Annotated in this window: 9 protein-coding genes; all 9 read right to left on the reverse strand. The window is 42.9% G+C overall.

Translation table 11 applies throughout. From position 1 onward, the window contains the following. Positions 1 to 78 precede the first annotated feature (78 nt). A complete protein-coding gene (locus FSB76_RS00280; protein WP_147051617.1) occupies positions 79 to 2,541 on the reverse strand; it encodes an ABC transporter permease in 2,463 nt (820 codons plus the stop codon). Positions 2,542 to 2,643: 102 nt separating this feature from the next. After that, complete coding sequence (locus tag FSB76_RS00285) at positions 2,644 to 5,112, reverse strand: ABC transporter permease (RefSeq protein WP_147051618.1); 2,469 nt, start codon at positions 5,110 to 5,112, stop codon at positions 2,644 to 2,646. A 91-nt stretch (positions 5,113 to 5,203) separates the two neighbouring features. After that, positions 5,204 to 7,639 (reverse strand): ABC transporter permease, encoded by a 2,436-nt coding sequence (locus FSB76_RS00290; protein WP_147051619.1) that lies wholly within the window; start codon positions 7,637 to 7,639, stop codon positions 5,204 to 5,206. 215 nt (positions 7,640 to 7,854) lie between these two features. Then, positions 7,855 to 10,281, reverse strand: coding sequence for an ABC transporter permease (locus FSB76_RS00295; protein ID WP_147051620.1), 2,427 nt, complete (start codon positions 10,279 to 10,281; stop codon positions 7,855 to 7,857). A gap of 309 nt (positions 10,282 to 10,590) precedes the next feature. Then, the gene (locus FSB76_RS00300) at positions 10,591 to 12,945 is read right to left on the reverse strand and encodes an ABC transporter permease (protein ID WP_147051621.1); all 2,355 of its coding nucleotides are present in this window, start codon (positions 12,943 to 12,945) and stop codon (positions 10,591 to 10,593) included. A 215-nt stretch (positions 12,946 to 13,160) separates the two neighbouring features. Then, complete coding sequence (locus tag FSB76_RS00305; RefSeq protein ID WP_147051622.1) at positions 13,161 to 15,533, reverse strand: ABC transporter permease; 2,373 nt, start codon at positions 15,531 to 15,533, stop codon at positions 13,161 to 13,163. A gap of 192 nt (positions 15,534 to 15,725) precedes the next feature. Beyond that, positions 15,726 to 18,080, reverse strand: coding sequence for an ABC transporter permease (locus tag FSB76_RS00310; RefSeq protein ID WP_147051623.1), 2,355 nt, complete (start codon positions 18,078 to 18,080; stop codon positions 15,726 to 15,728). Between the two features lie 285 nt (positions 18,081 to 18,365). Next, a complete protein-coding gene (locus FSB76_RS00315; RefSeq protein WP_090652755.1) occupies positions 18,366 to 19,043 on the reverse strand; it encodes an ABC transporter ATP-binding protein in 678 nt (225 codons plus the stop codon). 234 nt (positions 19,044 to 19,277) lie between these two features. Further along, on the reverse strand, positions 19,278 to 20,531 hold the full coding sequence (locus tag FSB76_RS00320; RefSeq protein ID WP_147051624.1) for an efflux RND transporter periplasmic adaptor subunit: 1,254 nt from the start codon (positions 20,529 to 20,531) through the stop codon (positions 19,278 to 19,280). Between the last annotated feature and the right edge of the window lie 53 nt (positions 20,532 to 20,584).

Below are 20,584 nucleotides of genomic sequence, written 5' to 3' on the forward strand. Positions count from 1 at the left end.
CTCTTGGTAATCCTCACCAGAAAAGACCAATGAACTAATGAACAAGTGAACTAATGAACGATTCAACCAATGAACCAACTATTCGCTACGCAAACTATTCACAGGATTAGCAACCGCGGCTTTCACCGTTTGGAAACTTAGTGTAAACAGTGCAGCCAGTAGCATGCCTGCACCGCTTGCTACAAATATCCACCAACTAATGCTGGTGCGGTCGGCAAAGCTCTCCATCCATTTGTTCATGGCGTACCAGGCTAATGGTGTAACCAGTACAAAGGCAAGTAAAATAAGCAATATTAACTCGGTTGATAGCAGGGTAACAATCTGCGCAACCGATGCGCCAAGCACCTTACGCACACCAATTTCTTTTGTGCGTAAATTGGTGGTGTACATAGCCAGGCCTAATAAACCTAAACAACTGATAAATATAGATAGGCCCGTTGCCCAGGTAAGCAAAGTAGATGTATGCTGCTCCGATTCATAAAATTTTTCGATGTTTTTATCGTAAAAACTGTAATCAAAATCATCATCGGGGTATAGTTCCTTCCAGGTTTTTCCCATATCGTTTATCGCCTTTTTCCATTCACCGCCATTGGTGGTTTGCGGTTTTAGGGCTATATGAAAAGTGCGGGTACCCCATTTATTAGTAGGTATTAAAATGACCAATGGCTGAATGGCCGAATGCAGCGACTTTTGATAAAAATCTGCTGTTACTCCCACAATCTCATTTTTATGATTATCAAAGTCAAGAATTTTACCAACAGCATCGGCCGGGTTCTTAAAGCCTAATATTTTGGCATAGGTTTTATTAATGATAAAAGCTTTTCCCGAATCACTCTGGTGGATGTTACGACCAGCAAGGAGTTTTATTTTATATACTTTTATATAATTTTCATCGCCATATTTTTGCTGCACATCGGTCTTAATCTCTTTTTTACCATCCTTATAGGTCATCTCGGTGCTGTTGGTATTGCCGGACGACGGAGGGGCACCGCCAATACTCATTAACTCAATTTGGGGCATAGCAGCAAGTTTGTTTTTAAACACCTGTTTTGTCCCCGGGTTCATGTTTTTATATGGGATGGTTATATTAATAATAGCATCCTTTTTAAAACCCAGATCTTTGTGCAGGGCGTAATAAATTTGTTTGCTTACCAATAGCGTAGCCATAATAAAAAACTGTGCTATAATAAACTGTACGGTAGTTAGTGATTTACGCAGAAACGCGTTACGTGTTTTATTTGTGCCGGAGTGCGCCTGGTTTTTAAACACATCAACCGGCTTATAGCCCGATAGCACCAGCGCAGGGTAAAAGCCGGATAATATGCTTACAATAACAATTAATGCAAGCATAAACAGCAGGATATTGCCATGATGCAGGTAATCAACCGTGATACCTTTGGGGGTAAAATCGGCAAACAGTTTAAGGATGGATGGCGCTGCCACCAACGCTATAATTACCGCAAAAATGGTTACCAGGAAGGTTTCGCTTAAAAATTGGGTTATCAATTGGCGGCGTGTACTTCCCATGGTTTTACGGATGCCTATTTCTTTGGCGCGTTGCGAAGCCTGGGCCGTTGTAAGGTTTACAAAGTTGATGCAACCTAACAGCAACAAAAATGCGGCTATTACCAGTAAGCCGTACAAGGTTGTTTTACTGGCTGTGTGCCCGCCATCAAAATTGTTGTATTCCTTGTTAAAGTGCAGATCGCTTAACGGCTGCAAATGAAAAACCTGGGTGTTGCCGGCGTCTTCCTTTTTAGGCGGATTATGTTTTTTCAACAACACATTCAGTTGCTTTTCAACATTAGCTGCCGATGCATTATCTGCAAGTTTAACGAACAACACCGATGCCGACGTGGTACTCCCCCATTCTGTTAACTGAAGATTATCTTTAAGGGCAGGATTGGCCAGGCCTGTACTATACGATATAAAATCGTGAAAATTAAAATCGGTGTTTTCCTGAGGCGTTTGTATAATACCGGTAACGGTAGTCTTGATAGTATCATAGGTTACCGTTTTGCCCAGCATCTGGCTATAGGATAGTTTAGGAAAATATATCTTAGCCTGATCTGACGTAAGCACCACCTGGTAAGGTTCGTTCAGCGCCGTTTTGGCCGAGCCCGCAAGCCAATTGTAATCGAGCAGCGTAAAATACCTGCCATCGGCCAGTACAATATTATCATGATCTTTAAACCTTGTGGGTACATTGGTATTATTGGCAATAAATACATTCATGCCGCCATTGGTAAAAAACGGCACCACATCTTTTACGCCCGTTACTTCGGCTTTTACGGCGCCCGCCAATGGGCCGGTAACGCCACCATTATAGCCCACATTGCCCGAAAACGAATACTCGGTAACCACGCGGTAAATCTTATCGCTATCCCTATGGTTTTTATCAAACGTAAAATCATAATTTACAATAACGTAAATTACCAAAGCGGCACTAATGCCGATAGACAAACCTACAATGTTGATCATTGTAAACAACTTGTGCCGTCCGAAATTACGGAACGCGATCTTGAAGTAATTTTTTATCATTTTATTGGTTCATTAGTTCACTTGTTCATTAGTTCATTGGTGTCGCTTGTATAATCACCGGGCTTGCTTACTGCCTACTGCTAACTGCCCACTGCCAGCTGCCTACTCACTTCTAAGGCTCCTGGTCGGATTTGCCATCGCGGCTTTTATGGTTTGGAAGCTTGATGTTATCAGGGCGGTTAACAACATCCCTCCGCCACTTAGTACAAAAATCCACCAGCTGATGCTGGTACGGTCGGCAAAGCTTTGCATCCATTTGTTCATGGCGTACCAGGCTAATGGCGTAACCAGCGCAAATGCCAGCAAAATAAGTAATATTAACTCGGTTGATAACAGCGCAACTATCTGCGATACGGTGGCGCCAAGAACTTTACGTACCCCTATCTCTTTAGTACGCTGGTTGGTGTTATAAATGGCCAGGCCTAATAAACCAAGGCAACTTATAAATACTGATAAACCAGTAGCCCAAGTTAACAAAGTTGAGGTATGTTGCTCGGCATCGTAAAACCTGGCTATATTTTCATCAAAAAAGTGGTATTCAAAATCATCTTCGGGGTAAATTTCCTTCCATGATGTTTCCATGGCAACAATGGCCTTTTTCCAGTCATCGCCGCCTGCCGATTGTGGCTTTAGCGCGATGTGGAAAGTGCCGTTATTGTAGTGGTTAAGCTCGGTTAAAATCGCTATTGGTTTAATAGGCGCATGTAATGATTCGGCATGAAAATCGGCCACTACGCCTATGATCTGCATTTTAACATCTCCGTTAAAATTGTCGATGTATTTACCAACCGCGTCGGCTGGGTTTTTAAAGCCAATGGCATGTGCGTAGGTTTCATTTATCAAAAATGCTTTTGAGGTATCGCCCGGTAGTAAATTGCGCCCCGCCAGTAGTTTTATGTGGTATACTTTGATGTAATTCTCGTCGCCATACTTTTCATTAAGTTCCATCTTTATCTCTTTCTTACCATCGCGGAAAGTAGCTTCGGTTGAGTTACCATTATCTGAGGATGGCGCATCTTTACCCAGGCTTACCAATTGCACCTGGGGCAGCGCGATAATCTTATTTAAAAAAACCTGGTTTCGGCTTTCTGTGCGGTTTTTCCATGGCGAATTGATGACCAAAATAGCATCCTTTTTAAGCCCCAGGTCTTTATGCAAGGCATAATATATTTGCTTGCTAACCAATACGGTAGCCATAATAAAAAATTGGGCTATTACAAATTGCGTTACCGTGAGCGATTTACGCAACCAGGCATTCCGTGTTTTACTACTGTTTGACGATGCCTGGTTTTTAAGTACCAACACCGGTTTATAACCCGATAGTAAAACTGCCGGATAAAATCCCGATAACAAACTCACTATAAATGTGAGCGCCAGGAGAAATACAATAAGATTGGGCTGATTTAAAAGATCTAACGTGATCCCCTCCGGAATAAAATCTTTAAACAGGTTAAGGATCACGGGCGCAATTAAAACCGAGATAACAACCGCGATAAGGGTGATAAAAAATGTCTCACTTAAAAACTGGATAATGAGTTGCAGGCGACTGCTGCCCATTGTTTTGCGGATACCTATCTCTTTTGCCCTTTGAGCTGCCTGTGCGGTTGTTAAGTTAACAAAGTTGATGCAACCCAACAGCAGTAAAAACGTAGCTATTGCCAGCAAGCCATACAATGTTGTTTTGTTTGCGGTACGCCCGCCATAAAAAGTACCGTATAGCTCATTAAAATGCACATCGCTTAGTGGCTGTAAAGCAAAACTGCGGGTGTTGCCTTTATTGGATGGCGCTGGCGGGTTATGCTTTTTCAGGATTTCATTCAGTTGCCCGGTTATTTGAGCAACTGTAGCCTGGGGGGATAATTTAATAAAAAGTTGTGATGCAGGTGTGGTACCACCCCAATGTTTAGGCCTTAATTCGTCTTGTAAAGCTTTGTTGTTAGTTGCTGTAGAGTAAGATATAAAAGCCTGCGATTTAAAATCGGTATTGCCTTTTACCGGCTCTATGATACCGGTAACCACAGTGTTTACAGTATCATAGGTTATAACCCTGCCCATCATTTGGTTATATGACAGTTTTGGGAAATATTTTTCGGCCTGATCGGTAGTCAGCACTACCTGGTTGGGGCCGTTGAAAGCGGTTTTAGCTTTGCCGGCACGCCAGGTATAGTTAAAAAGCTCAAAGTAGCGCTCATCGGCCAATACCACGTTATCCTGCAGTTTAAATTTAACAGGCACCCCGGAGTTACCCGGGACAAATACATTTGGCTGATACAAAGCAAAGAACGGGGCTGCTACGTCAATACCGCTAACCTGCGTACGCACGGCCTCGGGCAAAGGACCACAAACACCGCGGTTATAGGCCGGTTCGCCGGCATAGGTATAATTGGAAACTACCCTGTATATCCGCTCGCTATCACGAACCGATTGATCAAAAGTAAAATCAAAATGAACTATCAAGTAAATAACCAATGCCGAACTAATCCCAATAGACAAGCCGATTACATTGATAAACGTAAAAAACTTGTGCCGCCAAAAGTTACGGAGTGCTATTTTTAAATAGTTTTTAATCATCTTGTTGGTTCATTAGTTCATTGGCACCTATCGCTTTATGACTTCTTAGTGTGTTTTCGCTGCCAACTGTAAACTCACAACTGCCCACTCACTACTCACTACGAAGACTTTTCACCGGGTTTGCCGATGCTGCTTTGATGGATTGAAAGCTGATAGTTAAAAAAGCGATAACTACCGCGATAACACCTGCCATTACAAGCACCCACCATTGGATGCTGATGCGGAAGGCAAAATCAAGCAGCCATTTGCTCATAGAATACCATGCTATGGGCAATGCGATTACCGACGCTATAAGCACCAGTTTTAAAAAGTCTTTAGATAATTCGGTTACTATTTGCGGGATGCTGGCGCCTAATACTTTGCGCACGCCTATCTCCTTAACCCTTTGACTAATAGTAAATGCCGATAGCCCGAACAAGCCCAGGCAAGCTATAAATATGGCAATGAAAGAAAATATAGTAAACAAGCTGCCTTGCTGTTGCTCGCTGTCATACAGTTTCTGGAATTTTTCATCAAGGAAGGTATATTGAAAAGGGCTTTCAGGCTGGTATTTTTTCCATGTTTGCTCCAGCGTATTAATGGCCTGCTGAACATGGCTGCCATCAATTTTTATCGATAGCCTGCCATAATTGTTGTTGTTATTTGAAAGCGAAGGCATCGTCATCAACAACGGAATGATATTCTGGTGTAACGACTCGAAATGGAAATCGTTAACTACACCTATCACCTTTCCTTTAACGCCGCCATAGCTTATCTCTTTACCAATGGCGCTTTCCGGGGTTTTCCACCCTAACACTTTAGATGCAGCCACGTTTATAACATAGTTATTAGTGTCTGTTGCAAAATCTTTTGAAAAATTACGGCCTGCAGCCATTTTCATCCCGTAGGTGGGTATAAAACTGCAATCGGTATTGATGTATTTTACAGCTGCTTTAACAGGTTGCAGCACTCCCCCCTGCATTACCTGGATGCCTTGGTCGTCCAACAAACGGCCGGATGGGATCCTTGACGAACGGCCGGCATCTTTAATATTCCCGTTCTTCAATATTTCGTTTTTAAACACATCAAACTGGGTGGCGTTAAAGGGATTGCCCATGGTTATCAAATGATCTTTATTAAAACCAAGTGATTTTTGCTGCATATAGCGCAACTGCTGAAAAACAATAGTAGTGGCCACTATTAAAATAATAGAGATGGAAAACTGCAATACCACCAATACCTTCCGGAACGAGATATTGCCCGAACCAACCTTTAAAATTCCCTTTAATACCTTTATTGGTTTAAACGACGACATAAATATTGCAGGATAAATACCGCTGATAATACCAATTACAAAAGGCATGGCCACAATTGACAATACAATTTGTGGCTGCAATAAGTTGTTAAAATTCAACTGCAGTCCCGAAAATTGATTAACCAGGGGCATAACAAGCCAGGTTATAACCAAAGCTAACACGAGCGAAAAAGCGGTTATCAATACAGATTCGCTTAAAAACTGGGTAATGATTTCTTTTTGCTGCGCTCCTATTACCTTGCGGATGCCTATCTCCTTAGCCCTAAGGGTGGACCGCGCGGTTGATAAGTTCATGTAATTAATACAGGCTATCAGCAGGATAAACAACGCGATAGCCGAAAATATATAAACTCTTTTGATGTCGCCGTTTTGCTCCAATTCATCATCCAGGTGTGAATTAAGGTGAATGTCCAATAGTTTTTGAAAATGTAATTTACTAAATTTTGATTCGCGGTAATTTGCCGGCTGACCAGTAAAATGCACGTACTTATCTAAAAAAGCAGGAAATTGCGCGGCTACGGTATTAACATTATAACCCTTTGGAAATAACAGATAAGTGAAAAACGCGTTATTGCCCCAATTGGTTTCCAGGCCTTTTTTGCCATAAACCGTATTGTCATTTAATGTTGCAAAAGATAAAAGCAGTTGAGGGTGCAATTGAGCATTTGCGGGAAAAGGTTCAAAAATGCCTGTAACCTTAAAATTATACTGGTTATTAAACCGGAACTCCTTATTCATCGGATCCTCGTTTCCGAAATATTTGCGTGCCATTTCGGGAGTCAGCATCACGCTGAAGGGCTCGGCCAGGGCACTTTTAGGATCGCCATGGATAGTTTTTATGCTAAAAAAGTCAAAGAAATTTTCGTCGGCAAAATACGATCCATCTTCGTTAAACAGCTTATCCTTATAACGGATAACTGCACTGCCGTTTGGCAGTATCCGCGTAAACTTTTTAATATCAGGGAATTCATTTTTAAGCAACGGGCCTACCGGTGGCGCAACAGCCCCCAGGTATAAGTTATCAATACCATCGGCAGTATTAAAACTGCGGGTAACACGATAAATATCATCGGCATTGGCATTAAACTTATCATAGCTCGTCTCGTTTATCACATAAACCACAATCAGCAGGCAACAGGTTAACCCAACGGTTAATCCAAATATATTGATGAACGATATAAATTTGTGCCTGGTAATGTTCCGTAATGCACTGCGTAAATAATTCTTTATCATAACTGTGTGGTTAAATTCTAAATCCCAAACTCTAAGTTCTAAAAACCAAATCCTAAATTCTAAAATCCAAATCCTAAACTCTAAATCCCAACGTTAAACTATAATTCTTAAATTGACAGGCAATTTCTCACAACTCACAACTCACAACTCACAACTCACAACTCACAACTCACAACTCACAACTCACAACTCACAACTCACAACTCACAACTCACCTACTCGTTCCTCAAACTTTTCACCGGGTTGGCCAATGCGGCTTTTACCGATTGAAAGCTGATGGTTATTGCAGCCACCAGTAATGCAATACAGCCTGCTAATAAAAACACCCACCACTGGATGCTTATGCGGTAGGCAAAATCCTGCAGCCATTTGCTCATGGCGTACCAGGTTATGGGGAATGATATGAGCGACGCTATTACAATAAGTTTCAAAAACTCTTTTGATAATAATGTGGTAATACTCCCTGTTGATGCGCCCAAAACCTTACGGATGCCTATTTCTTTAACCCTTAGCCTGATCATGAATGCTGCCAGGCCAAACAAACCAAGGCTGGCTATGATCAGGGCAACAAGCGCAAACACGGTAAATATTTTGCCGGTTTGTTGTTCGGATGCGTAAAGTGATGCAAACTTTTCGTCGAGGAACGAATAGCTGAAAGGCAAATCAGTTTTAAAGCTATCCCATTGCGTGCGCATATCGGCAATAAGTTTTTTAATATCTTTTGTTTTTACCTTAACCATAATTGAACTTATGCTATGGCCGGGCAACAACATCAAGGGCGCTATCTTTTGCTTTGCAGATACATAATGAAAATCTTTAACTACCCCTACAACAGTATATTGAGCCCTTGCCGAGCGGACAATGGTTTTACCTATCGGATCGCTTTTACCCCAACCCAGGTCGCGCACCAGGGCCTCGTTAACAACTACCGCCATTGAATCGCCGGGGTACGACGGATAAAAATTACGACCTTTTACTATCTGTATCCCTAAAGTGGGTATATAGTGTTCATCCACATGAAAAATATCTGTATGAATTTCGGCATGGCCGCCCTTGTCATTAAATTCCTTGGCATCTATCTGCGTGCCATCAATACCGCCCCCTGAACCGGGAACGCTGCTGGATATGGTGGCATTCATAACCTGCGGATTACGCAGCAACTCCTGCTTAAATGCGTCAATGTTATTGCGTAACGAATAAGTTTCATTTATTACCAGTACCTGGTCTTTATCGTAACCCAGTTTTTTGTTTTGCATATAGTGCAATTGTTGGTAAACTACAAAGGTGGCTATAATGAGCGCGGTAGATACTGCAAACTGGAAAACGATAAGGCCGCTGCGCAGGTAATTTTTGCTTGCCTGCCTGGTAGTGCCCGAACCGCCCTTTAATACGGCAATGATCTGGAAACCCGACAATACAAATGCAGGATAAATGCCGGCTATAACCCCAACTACAAAAACAAGCAACACTTCGGTAATTATGGCCTGGAAACTCACAAAAAAACTAATATTAATATGCTTGCGCGACAGATCATTAAAAACCGGCAGCAGCAGGTACACCATTACGATGGCCAGCACCATGGCCCCTAATGTAAGCAGTACCGATTCGGTAAGGAACTGCGAAATAAGCCCGCTTTTTTCTGAACCCAATACTTTACGGATGCCAACTTCTTTGCTCCGTTTTGCCGAACTGGCGGTTGATAAATTGGTAAAGTTAATGCAGGCCAGCATCAAAATAAATATAGCCAAAACACCAAATATGTAAACGTAATGAATATCGCCATTAGCTTCTATCTCGTATTTTGTTGCCGAGTGCAGGTGAATATCAGTTAAGGGCTGTAAATAAAACAGGAAGGTATTCACAGATTTGCTTGCCTCGGCCAGGCTTACATTCATGTCGTGGGCAATTTCGGGCACTACAAACTTTTTGACCAGGTCATTCGGAAACGCCGACTCCAGCTTTTTTGCGTCGGCGCTCTTGTTTAATTGTATGTAGGTGAAATAACCAATGTTGCTCCAGGTTTGCTGCGCGGTTCGTACATAATTATTCATGCTAAAAAACGCGTCGCCATGAAAGTGGGAATTGTCAGGTACTTTTTCAATAACCCCGGTAACCTTATAGGGCTCGCCGTCTACCAGTAATGATTGGCCTACAGCCGCGCCATTACCAAAGTATTTTTTTGCAAATGCTGCGGTGATTACTATACTATTGGGATCTTTGAGGCAGGTTTTACTTTCGCCGTCAATTATGGGGATTGAAAACAGTTGCAGAAAGTTAGCGTCTACCATAAACAGGTGTTCTTCTTTAAACTTTTTGCCGTTATACTCAATATACGATGGCTTGCGGCCGGTAAGCCTGGTTACATCGCTAACCTGTGGGTATTGATCTTTAATGCCTTTGGCCACGGCCACATCTACGCTGGGGTAGTCGCTTATTCCTGCGTTTTCGATAGTTTTAATACCTACGCGATAAATCTGCCCGGCATCCTGCGGATACCTGTCGTAGCTTAATTCACTATATACGTAAGCGGTAATCAGCATACAGCAGGCCAGGCCAACCGATAGGCCAAACACATTTATAAACGAAAATATTTTATTGCGTTTTAAACTACGCCATGCGGTTTTAATATAATTTTTAAGCATTGTGATGTAATTACCAGTAATGCAGTTTAAAACACATACCAATTATAAAATCAACTGAAAATCAAATAGTTAATTTAAAATTCAAATTACAACTGTACGCAGGCGTAACAGTAGGTGTACGATTATGATACAGGGTTCATTGGTTCATTGGTTCATTGGTTCATTGGAACGCGGGCATAGCGGACGGAACGTTTTAAGCCTGGCTTCCTGAAATCACCTGCACGCATCAGACAGGACTAATGAACCAGTGTCCAATGAACGAAAAGAAAAGACCAATGAACTAATGAACCAGTGAACTAATGAACGACTTTATTCGTTCCGCAAGCTGTTAATAGGGTTGGCTAATGCGGCTTTGATAGATTGGAAACTGACGGTTGCCAGTGCAACTATTACGGTTACCAGGCCTGCCATTACAAATACCCAAACCTGGATAGTGATGCGGTAAGTATAGGTTTCCAGCCATTTGTGCATGCCCCACCAGGCAATTGGCGACGCTATAACGAAGGAGATAAGCACAAGCATTAAAAACTCTTTTGATAACATACCGGTAAGGTTTGATACAGATGCGCCAAGTACCTTACGTACACTAATTTCTTTTTGCCGGTTTTGTGCCATGTAAGCGGCAAGGCCAAATAAGCCGAGGCATGATATAAATATGGTTAGCCCGGCAAACAGGCTGGCCAAAGTGCCCACTTTTTGCTCGTCGTTAAACTTTTTAGCGTATTCATCGTCAACAAAATGATATTCAAACGGGTACTCGGGGTTATATTTTTTAAACACAGCTTCCGCGCGTTTCAGGTTTTCGGCGGTAGTATTATTGGGGTTAAGCTTATAATGAACCACGTTGAACCATGATTTTGGCCCCTGGATAATCATGGCTTTAACAGGCTGATATGGCGATTCGATGATAAAATCTTTAATAACGCCCACCACCACCAAATTGTGGTTATCCCTTTTGATGATCTGCCCTATCGGGTCTTTAAACCCGGTCACCTTTACTGCGGCCTCGTTAAGCAAAATAGCGGTCGAATCTGTAGGATAAGTATTTACATCGATATCCCTGCCGGCGGCTATTTTTAAACCCATTGTTTTTACAAAGTCGCCATCGGTATTGTACATGATAAAATCTATCTTCTGGCTTTGATCTTTCCCCTTCCAGTCGAAACCCCAGCTGTCACTCCAGCGTTGGGTAACCGGCGAATTGGTTTTGGTAACCGATACTGCCGCCCCGCTGCTTACCAGCTCGTTACGGATCATTTTAAAGTTTTTATCGATACTGCCCGACATCATGGTGTACACCAGGTTGTCCTTTTTGTAGCCAAGGTCCCGGTTTTGCGCGTATTGCATCTGGTCGCGGATGAGGATGGTACAGATGATAAGCACAATGGCGAAAGTGAACTGAACCACCACCAATATTTTGCGGGGACTAATTACGGCGTCCACCTTTTTAAATGTTCCTTTCAACACGCTAACAGGCTTAAATGACGACAGGAAGAAAGCCGGGTAACTACCCGCTATTACGCCGGTAAACAAAACAAAACCTAAGCCCGTCAGCCAGAAATAAACGCTTGCGTAGGGCACAAACAACTGCTTATCGGTTAACTGGTTAAAGCCCGACATGCTGATTTGCACAATAACAATGGCTATTATACCTGCAATAAATGCTATCAGGATACTTTCGCCTAAAAATTGTGTTATAATCGAGCCTTTTTTTGCGCCTATCGCTTTCATGATACCAACTTCGCGGGCGCGTTTTTCGCTCCGGGCTGTGCTTAAGTTCATGAAATTGATACAGGCTATTAATAAAATAAATGCTGCTATAACAGCAAACAACCTTACCGATTCAATTTTACCGCCGGTTATTTTACCGTTTTCAAATTTGGAATATAAATGCCACTTGGCGGCGGGATGCATAAACACTTCCTGGTCTTTTTGGTCGGAGTGCGATTTGGTGATATTGAGCACTTGCTTATTCAGCTGCGCTTCGGTTACATTGGGTTTGGTAAGCACCCAGGTTTGTACCGAATTATTGCCCCAGTACTCATCATCGCCCCCTGTTTTTTTCAGGTAGCTCCAGGGCATCAGGTATTCAAAATCAAAACGTGTGTTGTTGGGCAAATCTTTCATTACCCCTGTTACCGTAAAATGATCAACGCTGTCAATACGTACTACTTTCCCCATGGCGTCTTGTTCGCCAAATAGTTTTTTTGCCAGTTTTTGCGTAATAACTATGGAGTTAATGGTATTAAGCGCTGTTTTGGGATTGCCCGCTACCAGCGGAAAGCTGAACATGGTCAAAAAATCAGGATCGGTAAAATCACCATTAAGGTTCAGGTGTTTATCGCCAAGGGTAAACAAGAAATTGGCCGATGTTGTGCGGCAGCTTTGTTCAACAGCAGAATAATCCTGCTTTAAAGTTTTCGACATAATCTTGGGTGTGGTTCCCCAGCACCACAGTTTGCCATCAAATACAGCACGGTTATAGGCCTGGTACAACCTATCGCGGTTTTGATGAAACTGATCGTAACTCAGCTCATTCTGGATCCAGAACATGATAAGCGCCGCGCTGGCCATACCTATAGCCAGGCCCGATATGTTGATTAATGAAAATGATTTGTTACGCAGCAAATTGCGCCAGGCTATTTTTATAAAATTTTTAAACATATGATGCGGATAAGTTGAATTCTATAATAAAGACGACATTATTACTCGCAACGTTGCATCAAAAAACAATAAATATTCTGTTCGCAGATTCTTCACCGAGGTGATCAGGGTCTCTTTTATGGGCAGATAGACCCTGATCACCTCGGCTATTGTAGATGATGGGTACCCTAAATTCTAAACCCTAACTTGACGCTTAGTTCCACTCACTCACCATATCACTCATTCTTCAGGCTATCAACCGGGTTTGCAATCGCTGCTTTGATAGATTGAAAACTTACTGTTACCACAGCAATAATAACTGCCGCTACACCTGCCGCTGCAAATACCCACAGGCTTATGCCGATGTGGTACTGGTAACCTTTAAGCCAGTTTTGCATAACCCAATAAGCAGCCGGGAAAGCTACACAACAGGATAACGCCACCAGCTTCAGAAAATCAAGAGATAGCAGGCTTGCAACACTTAATACACTTGCACCCAAAACCTTTCGGATGCCTATTTCTTTTGTGCGCCGCTCGGCAGTATAGGCAGCCAGGCCGAACAGGCCCAGGCAGGAAATGATGATGGCCAACGTAGCAAATACCCTTGATAGTTTACTGATCAGCATCTCGTTTAAAAACATCTGGTTAAACTGATCGTCTACAAAACGGTAATCAAAGGGATAAGCCGGGTTATTTTTCTTCAGCACATCGCGAATAATATTCAGGGATGTTTCAATTGGTTTATGCTGGGCAATCCGCGCGTACATTACCGTTGTATTTTTGGGGTCGGTGCTAAAAAACATAACCGGGTCTGGCTTGCCATACATATTGCCGTATACATAATCATTAACCACACCCACCACTGTGGCCGAGGTAGTATCGCCCTCGCCATGTACCCTTTTGCCTATGGCGCTGCCCTTACCCATTAATTTGGCAAGCGAATTAGTAATTACCATGCGTAAAGGGCGCCCGGTATCGGCAACAGTGAGGTTGCGGCCTTCTACCAGGTTCATGCCCGCCGTTTCAAAAAAACCAGGGGTAACGTAGCGTTGCGATATCAGCACCTGCGAGCCGGGCGGCTTTCCATCCCAGGTGAGCCCGGAAGTGTTGTTGCCGCCGTAAATAATAGCGTGATCGCTAAGGGCAACATTGTCAACATTACCCGAGCTTAACAAATCCTGTTTTACGGCGTCAAAGTTTTTACTTAAGTCGCCTTGCAGGCCAATTTCAATAAGGTTGTTTTTATTAAACCCCAATTGCCTGCTTTTAATATGTTGTATTTGCTGGTAAATAATAACGGTACTGATGATGAGCACTATGGATGCGGTAAATTGCATCACCACAAGCCCTTTACGAATCAGCGCCGCGCCGCTATCTTTTATCTTAACGCCTTTTAAAACCGATACCGGGCTAAATGATGATAAGTACAAGGATGGATAGCTGCCCGCAACCAAACCGCAGATAAGCGTTATAAGCAGCAATCCGGCAATATGTACCGGCTTACTAAAACCGGTTACCAGTTGCTTTTGCACCAGCGTATTAAATGCCGGCAATGCCGCGTAAACTATAACCACAGCTACCACAGCCGCTATTAACGACATAAAAACAGCTTCGGCGATAAACTGTAACGCAAGCGAATTTTTGCCTGCGCCCAATACTTTCCTAACGCCTACTTCGCGTGCACGTTTTTCGCTGCGGGCAGTAGCCAGGTTCATGAAGTTGATACAGGCGATGAAGAGTATTATCCAGGCTATAACGGTAAACAAATGCACGTACTCTATCTGGCCGCCGCCGGTTTGCCTGCCATCTTTAAAGTCGTCGTAAAGGTGCCACTGGTTCATGCCAAACAGGAACGCGTGTCCTAAAGACCTGGGCGATCGTTTTATAATGTAGTTGTATAATATTTTATCAACCTGGCTGGCGCTGGCTCCCGGTTTCAACTCCACATAAGTTGATAACGATTGGTTGCCCCAATTGGTAAGCCAGGGACTTTGATCAAAATATATTTTAAACGGCATTAGCCACTCAAATTGGATGGAAGCATTTGCCGGTAAATTTTTTACCACACCGGTTACTACATAATCCTGTTTATTATCAACTTTGATGTACTGGCCAAGCGCGGTTTTAGTGTTTCCAAAAAATTTAATGGCAGCCTTCTCTGTTATTACGATCGAATGCAGATCGTTAAAGGCCGAAGCCGGATTTCCCTGTACAAACGAAGTGCTGAACATGCTGAAAAACGATGGCTCCACATATTTACCATCGGCAAAAACAGATTTGTCGCCTTTTGAAAACAATAAAGAGGTGGTACCCTCGCTTGTGCGGCAGGTATTGGCTACACCCGGAATCTCGGCCTTCATAGCCGGCCCCATTAAACCAGGTGTCGAACTTTCTGTAAATACATAGGTATCGTATTTTTGATTCTCGCGAACGATGTACAGGTTATCTTTTTTGGTGTATACGTTGTCAAAATTCACTTCATCTTCAACCCATAAAAATATCAGTGCCGCACAGGCTATACCAATTGATAAGCCAAAAATATTTAAAAAGCTATAAGCCTTATTTTTCGTAAGGCTACGAATGGCGGTTTTAATGTAGTTCCTGATCATCTTCGTTAGTTCATTGGTTCAGTGGTTCATTAGTTCATTGGTCTTATATGGTGGTTCATTAGTCCACTGGTTTATTAGTTCATTGGGCTTGTATGGTTAACAAGCTGGCAACATGGCATTAACCAAATCAATTATGCAAACTCGCCGCTTTCCACCAATAAACCAATGAACCAGTGAACTAATGAACCAAAATCATTCGCTCCTCAGGCTTTTCACCGGGTTTGCCAGCGCTGCTTTAAGGGTGTTAAGGCTTACTACCACCAGGGTAAGCGCCAGTATAATAATACCAACGGCGGCAAACAACCAAATGCTGATGTTGATATGATAGGTGTATTTTTGAAGCCAATCGCTCATGAGCCACCACGATAGTGGCACAGCAATCACAAAGGCTACCAGTACAAGCTTTAAAAACTCGGTCGAGATAAGCATCAGCAGTTGTTGCACCGATGCGCCTAACACCTTGCGCACACCAATTTCGCGGAAACGCTTTTCGATAGTGAACGATGCTAAACCGGCCAGCCCTATACAGCAAATAAAAATTGCCAGGCCGGCAAATATGTTGGTAATACGACTGATTAGTTCTTCGGTGATAAATTTTTTGCCAAATTCCTGGTCAACAAACTGGTATTCAAAAATATTTTCGGGGTTATATTTTTTAAAAATGGTTTGCAAGGCCTGTATGCCCGCCTGCGGCTTTACGCCATCTTTTAACCGCACCGTTACCCTGTTTGATCCGTTGGGGCTATAGTAAACCATCAATGGCTCTACAGGCTTATAAGGCGATTCCATTACAATATTTTCGATAACACCGGCCACGGTATATTTACGCGGACCGTAACGCATTACCATGCCGATAGGACTTTTAAGGTTCATGGCATCAACAGCGGCCTTATTTAACAGCATCACGGCCGAATCGCCGGGCGTTGCGTTAAAATCGCGCCCCATAAGTACCTTGGTACCCATAGTTTTGGTAAAATCAACATCGGTACTTAAGCCCGAAAAAATGATAGCGCCGGCAGGTTTGCCATCATAATCCGGCGAACCGGATTTCCACCAAACCTCTGTTATAGGTGCCGATGTACGGGTAACGGCGCTGATAAGGTTGGTGTTAAATAGTTCCTGCTTAATAGCCACGTAGTTTTTATCAACCGCCTGCGATGAAGGTATCATCACCAGGTTATTGGGGTTATACCCTATGCCGCGGCCTTTAATATGCTGAATTTGCTGGTAAACGATAATGGTAGCCGAAATGAGCAATATCGACATTACAAACTGCCCTATTACCAGGATGCGCCTTGGTAATACCGCACTTTTACCGGCCGCAAAAGTGCCTTTCAATACCTTAACAGGGTTAAATGACGATAGGTATAACGCAGGGTAGCTACCCGCTACAATACCCGTAAACAGGATAATGGTAACCATACCCGTTAAAAAGAACCTGTCGAAAATAGCGAGGTGAAGGTTTTTGCTCACCAATGTATTAAACAATGGCATCAGCAGGTATACGCAAGCAATGGCAAATACAAAGGCTATACAGGTAAGAATAATTGATTCAAAAAAGAACTGGATAATTAATTGCTTTTTATCAGATCCTAATGTTTTGCGGATGCCTACCTCCTTGGCGCGTTTCTCAGACCGCGCGGTTGATAGGTTCATGAAATTTACACAGGCTATCAGGAGGATGATGATTGCTATTACGGTAAACATTTTTACATATTCAATCATGCCGCCTATGTTTTTACCATCTTTAAATTCGCCATACAGGTGCCACCTGTTCATCGCGAAGGTGTAATAGGTACTTATGGCATCGTGCGTATCGTTTTTATGCTTAACATCATTAACATACTTATCTAAAGCTTGCGGATTAGCGCCAGGCGTAGCTTGTATAAAAACAAAATTTGATGAATTTGTCCACTCATGCATGCGGGCTTTGCTATCGGCAGATGAATATTCAAACGGGGCTATAAAATCAAACTGAAAGGTAGAATTGCCCGGAGGGTCGGCAATTACGGCGCTCACTTTAAAGTTAAGCTGGTTGTCTATCTTAATTACTTTATTGATGGGGTCGTCGTTTCCAAAAAATGCCTTGGCGGCCGATTGGGTAATAACTATCGACCGGGGATCATTAATAGGCGTTTTAGCATCTCCCCTGATAAATTTCCACGAAAACATTTTAAAGAACTGATCGCTTACCTGGTAACCTGTTTTATTTAGTTTTACATTACCATACTGCGCCATGTGCGTTTCCTGGTGCGATGTCATTACCGCGTATTTTATTTGCGGGTTGCCGGTTTCCAGCGCTTTGGCCAGCGGGAAAGCCATATTCTCGTCGGTAAATATGCTGTTCTTAAAATCCCGGTTGGCCATTAACTTATAAATATCGTCATGGCTGGTATGAAACTTATCAAACGAAACCTCATCCTTCACCCATAAAAAAATGAAGATAGAACAAGTCATACCGATAGTCAATCCCAGGATATTGGTTAAGGAGAACCCCTTATTCCTGATCAGGTTTCTCCACGCGATCTTTAAATAATTCTTTATCATTTTGTTAGTTCATTGGTTCAGTGGTTCATTAGTTCATTGGTACTGTGTGGCGCAGTAAATCCAATGGTCTTGGCTGGTGGTTCATTGGGTTATTAGTTCACCTGTTTATTGGCCTTGCCGGGCGCAAATTCGCTTTGCAAATTCTCCGCCCATCCACCAATGAACTAATGAACCAGTGAACCAATGAACGAAAGAAAGCCAGGCCCCTCCATCGCGGAGGGCCGGCTTTAACAACATTAACTTATATAAACTATCTTTTTATTGGGGCAGACGACACTTTTGGTTTTATACCATTATGTTTTCTACAACGGCCTGGCCGTCAAGCAACCTGATGATGCGGTGGCTGTAGCGGGCATCGTGCTCAGAGTGTGTAACCATGATAATGGTTGTACCCTGCTCGTTCAGGTCGGTTAACAGTTCCATTACATCGTTACCATTGGTACTATCCAGATTACCGGTAGGCTCATCCGCAAGGATCAGTTTTGGCTTGTTTACAACCGCGCGGGCAATGGCCACACGTTGTTGCTGACCGCCCGATAACTGCTGCGGATAGTGGTTGCGGCGGTGCATAATCTGCATTTTATCCAGCACCTCTTCTACCCTTTTAACACGCTCGGCCGATGGTACGCCGGTGTAAATCAACGGTAATTCAACGTTTTCAAACACAGTTAACTCGTCAATAAGGTTAAAGCTCTGGAAAACAAAACCGATGTTGTGCTTGCGCAGGTCGGCGCGTTTACGCTCGGTAAAATGGGCTACTTCAATATCGTTAAAAACGTAGCTGCCTTCATCCGGGTCGTCTAACATACCCAGGATATTTAACAATGTTGATTTACCACAACCAGACGGGCCCATAATGGCCACAAACTCGCCCGTTGCAATTTCAATTGATAGCTTGTTTAAGGCTATGGTCTCTACCTCTTCTGTGCGGTAAAATTTTTCGAGATTAGTAATTTTTATCATTTGCCCCTCCTGAATAATCTGCCTTTCGGCAGACGATGTTTGTTTGATTTGGTTTATATTATTATTTATTAAATTAATTATCTGTTTATATGACGTTTAGCATCAGCGTTTCGTTGCAGTAACACAGTAAAAAAGCCCAGCGCCCTCTAAATCTCCCCCGGTTGGGGAGACTTTTTTATCCGCTCCCATTTTAAAGCCCTCCCTTCCGGGGAGGGTTTGGGTGGGGCCCGCTGCTTATTTTTTCAGCACCAATTCCTGTATATCGCCATACGTTTCATAGCTGGATGTAATTACCTTATCGCCAGGATTTAAGCCATCGGTTACCACAAAATAGTCGGGGCTTTGGCGGCCAAGCTGAATGTTAACCTTATAAGCACGCTTACCATCTTCGGCCACTTTAAATATCCAGTTGCCACCGGTTTGCTGGAAAAAGCCGCCTTTAGGCACCAGCACTGCTGTGGTTTCGTCGCTAAGCGCCAATCTAACCTGCAGCGTTTGCCCTTTACGAATCCCTTTAGGCACTTCGCCCACAAATTGCATATCAACCTGGAACCTGCCGGCCGTTACCGTTGTAAAAACCTTTTTTATAACCATGTTATATGTTTTTTCGGCAAACTGAAAATCGCCTTTTAGTCCCGGAAACACGCGTGATAAATAATGCTCATCAATATCAACCCGTACTTTAAAGCCCGATTGTACGTCAATCTGGCCTAAACGTACACCCTTGGTTTTGCTTTGGCCAACTTCGGCATCAAGGTTAGTCAATTGGCCGTCAATAGGCGCCCGTAAGGTAAGGCTGGATACTTTTTTACGCATAAGCGCCAGTGCAGCCTTCATTTGAGCGTAGTGTTCCTGCGACTGCTGATCTTGCTGCTTAACCAGCGACGTATCCTGCTTCAAAATCTGGATAGCCAGTTTACGGCGGTTTACCTGGTAATCGTAGCTATTTTTTGCCGATTGATACTCTTGCAATCCTATCGCTTTTTGATCGTAAAGCCTTTTATCCAGTTCATATATCCTTTTGGCTTCTTTAAATGCATTTTCAACATCGGCCATGGTGTTTAATTTGTTAATGGTAGCCTGGTTGGCGTTATTATGTGAAATTTGCATCTGGGTTTGCTCTGCAAATACTGCCGACTCCTGTGTAGCAAGGTTAAGTTCCTCGTCAACGTTGCTTAGTTTTAATATCGGATCGCCCTTTTTCAGCATGGCGCCATCATCAACATAGCGCTCTTCAACCTCGCCGCCTTCTGTTGCGTCAAGAAAAATGGTGGTTAATGGCATCACGGTACCGTTAACAGGTATAAACTCCTGGAACGGGCCTTTAGTTATAGTACTGATAGTTATGCGCTCGGTATCAACATCTAATTTGCTTTTGCCCGATGTAAAATAAATACTGCCCCCTATTAATAAAATTATGCCTGCAATGCCAGCAATAGTTAATATTCGTTTGCTGTTCCAGGTCTTTTTCTCAATTTTTCTGTCCACTGTAGTTTATGATATTTTGAATAATGGTTACAAAAACACATGCCACAAATTAA

Origin of the sequence: Mucilaginibacter ginsenosidivorax, assembly GCF_007971525.1 — a bacterium.
Classification (GTDB): domain Bacteria; phylum Bacteroidota; class Bacteroidia; order Sphingobacteriales; family Sphingobacteriaceae; genus Mucilaginibacter; species Mucilaginibacter ginsenosidivorax.

Bases quoted from the DNA above. Each gene is read 5' to 3' on its own strand.
- FSB76_RS00280 (WP_147051617.1), bottom strand. From the start codon at position 2,541: ATGATAAAAAATTACTTCAAGATCGCGTTCCGTAATTTCGGACGGCAC.
- FSB76_RS00285 (WP_147051618.1), bottom strand. From the start codon at position 5,112: ATGATTAAAAACTATTTAAAAATAGCACTCCGTAACTTTTGGCGGCAC.
- FSB76_RS00290 (WP_147051619.1), bottom strand. From the start codon at position 7,639: ATGATAAAGAATTATTTACGCAGTGCATTACGGAACATTACCAGGCAC.
- FSB76_RS00295 (WP_147051620.1), bottom strand. From the start codon at position 10,281: ATGCTTAAAAATTATATTAAAACCGCATGGCGTAGTTTAAAACGCAAT.
- FSB76_RS00300 (WP_147051621.1), bottom strand. From the start codon at position 12,945: ATGTTTAAAAATTTTATAAAAATAGCCTGGCGCAATTTGCTGCGTAAC.
- FSB76_RS00305 (WP_147051622.1), bottom strand. From the start codon at position 15,533: ATGATCAGGAACTACATTAAAACCGCCATTCGTAGCCTTACGAAAAAT.
- FSB76_RS00310 (WP_147051623.1), bottom strand. From the start codon at position 18,080: ATGATAAAGAATTATTTAAAGATCGCGTGGAGAAACCTGATCAGGAAT.
- FSB76_RS00315 (WP_090652755.1), bottom strand. From the start codon at position 19,043: ATGATAAAAATTACTAATCTCGAAAAATTTTACCGCACAGAAGAGGTA.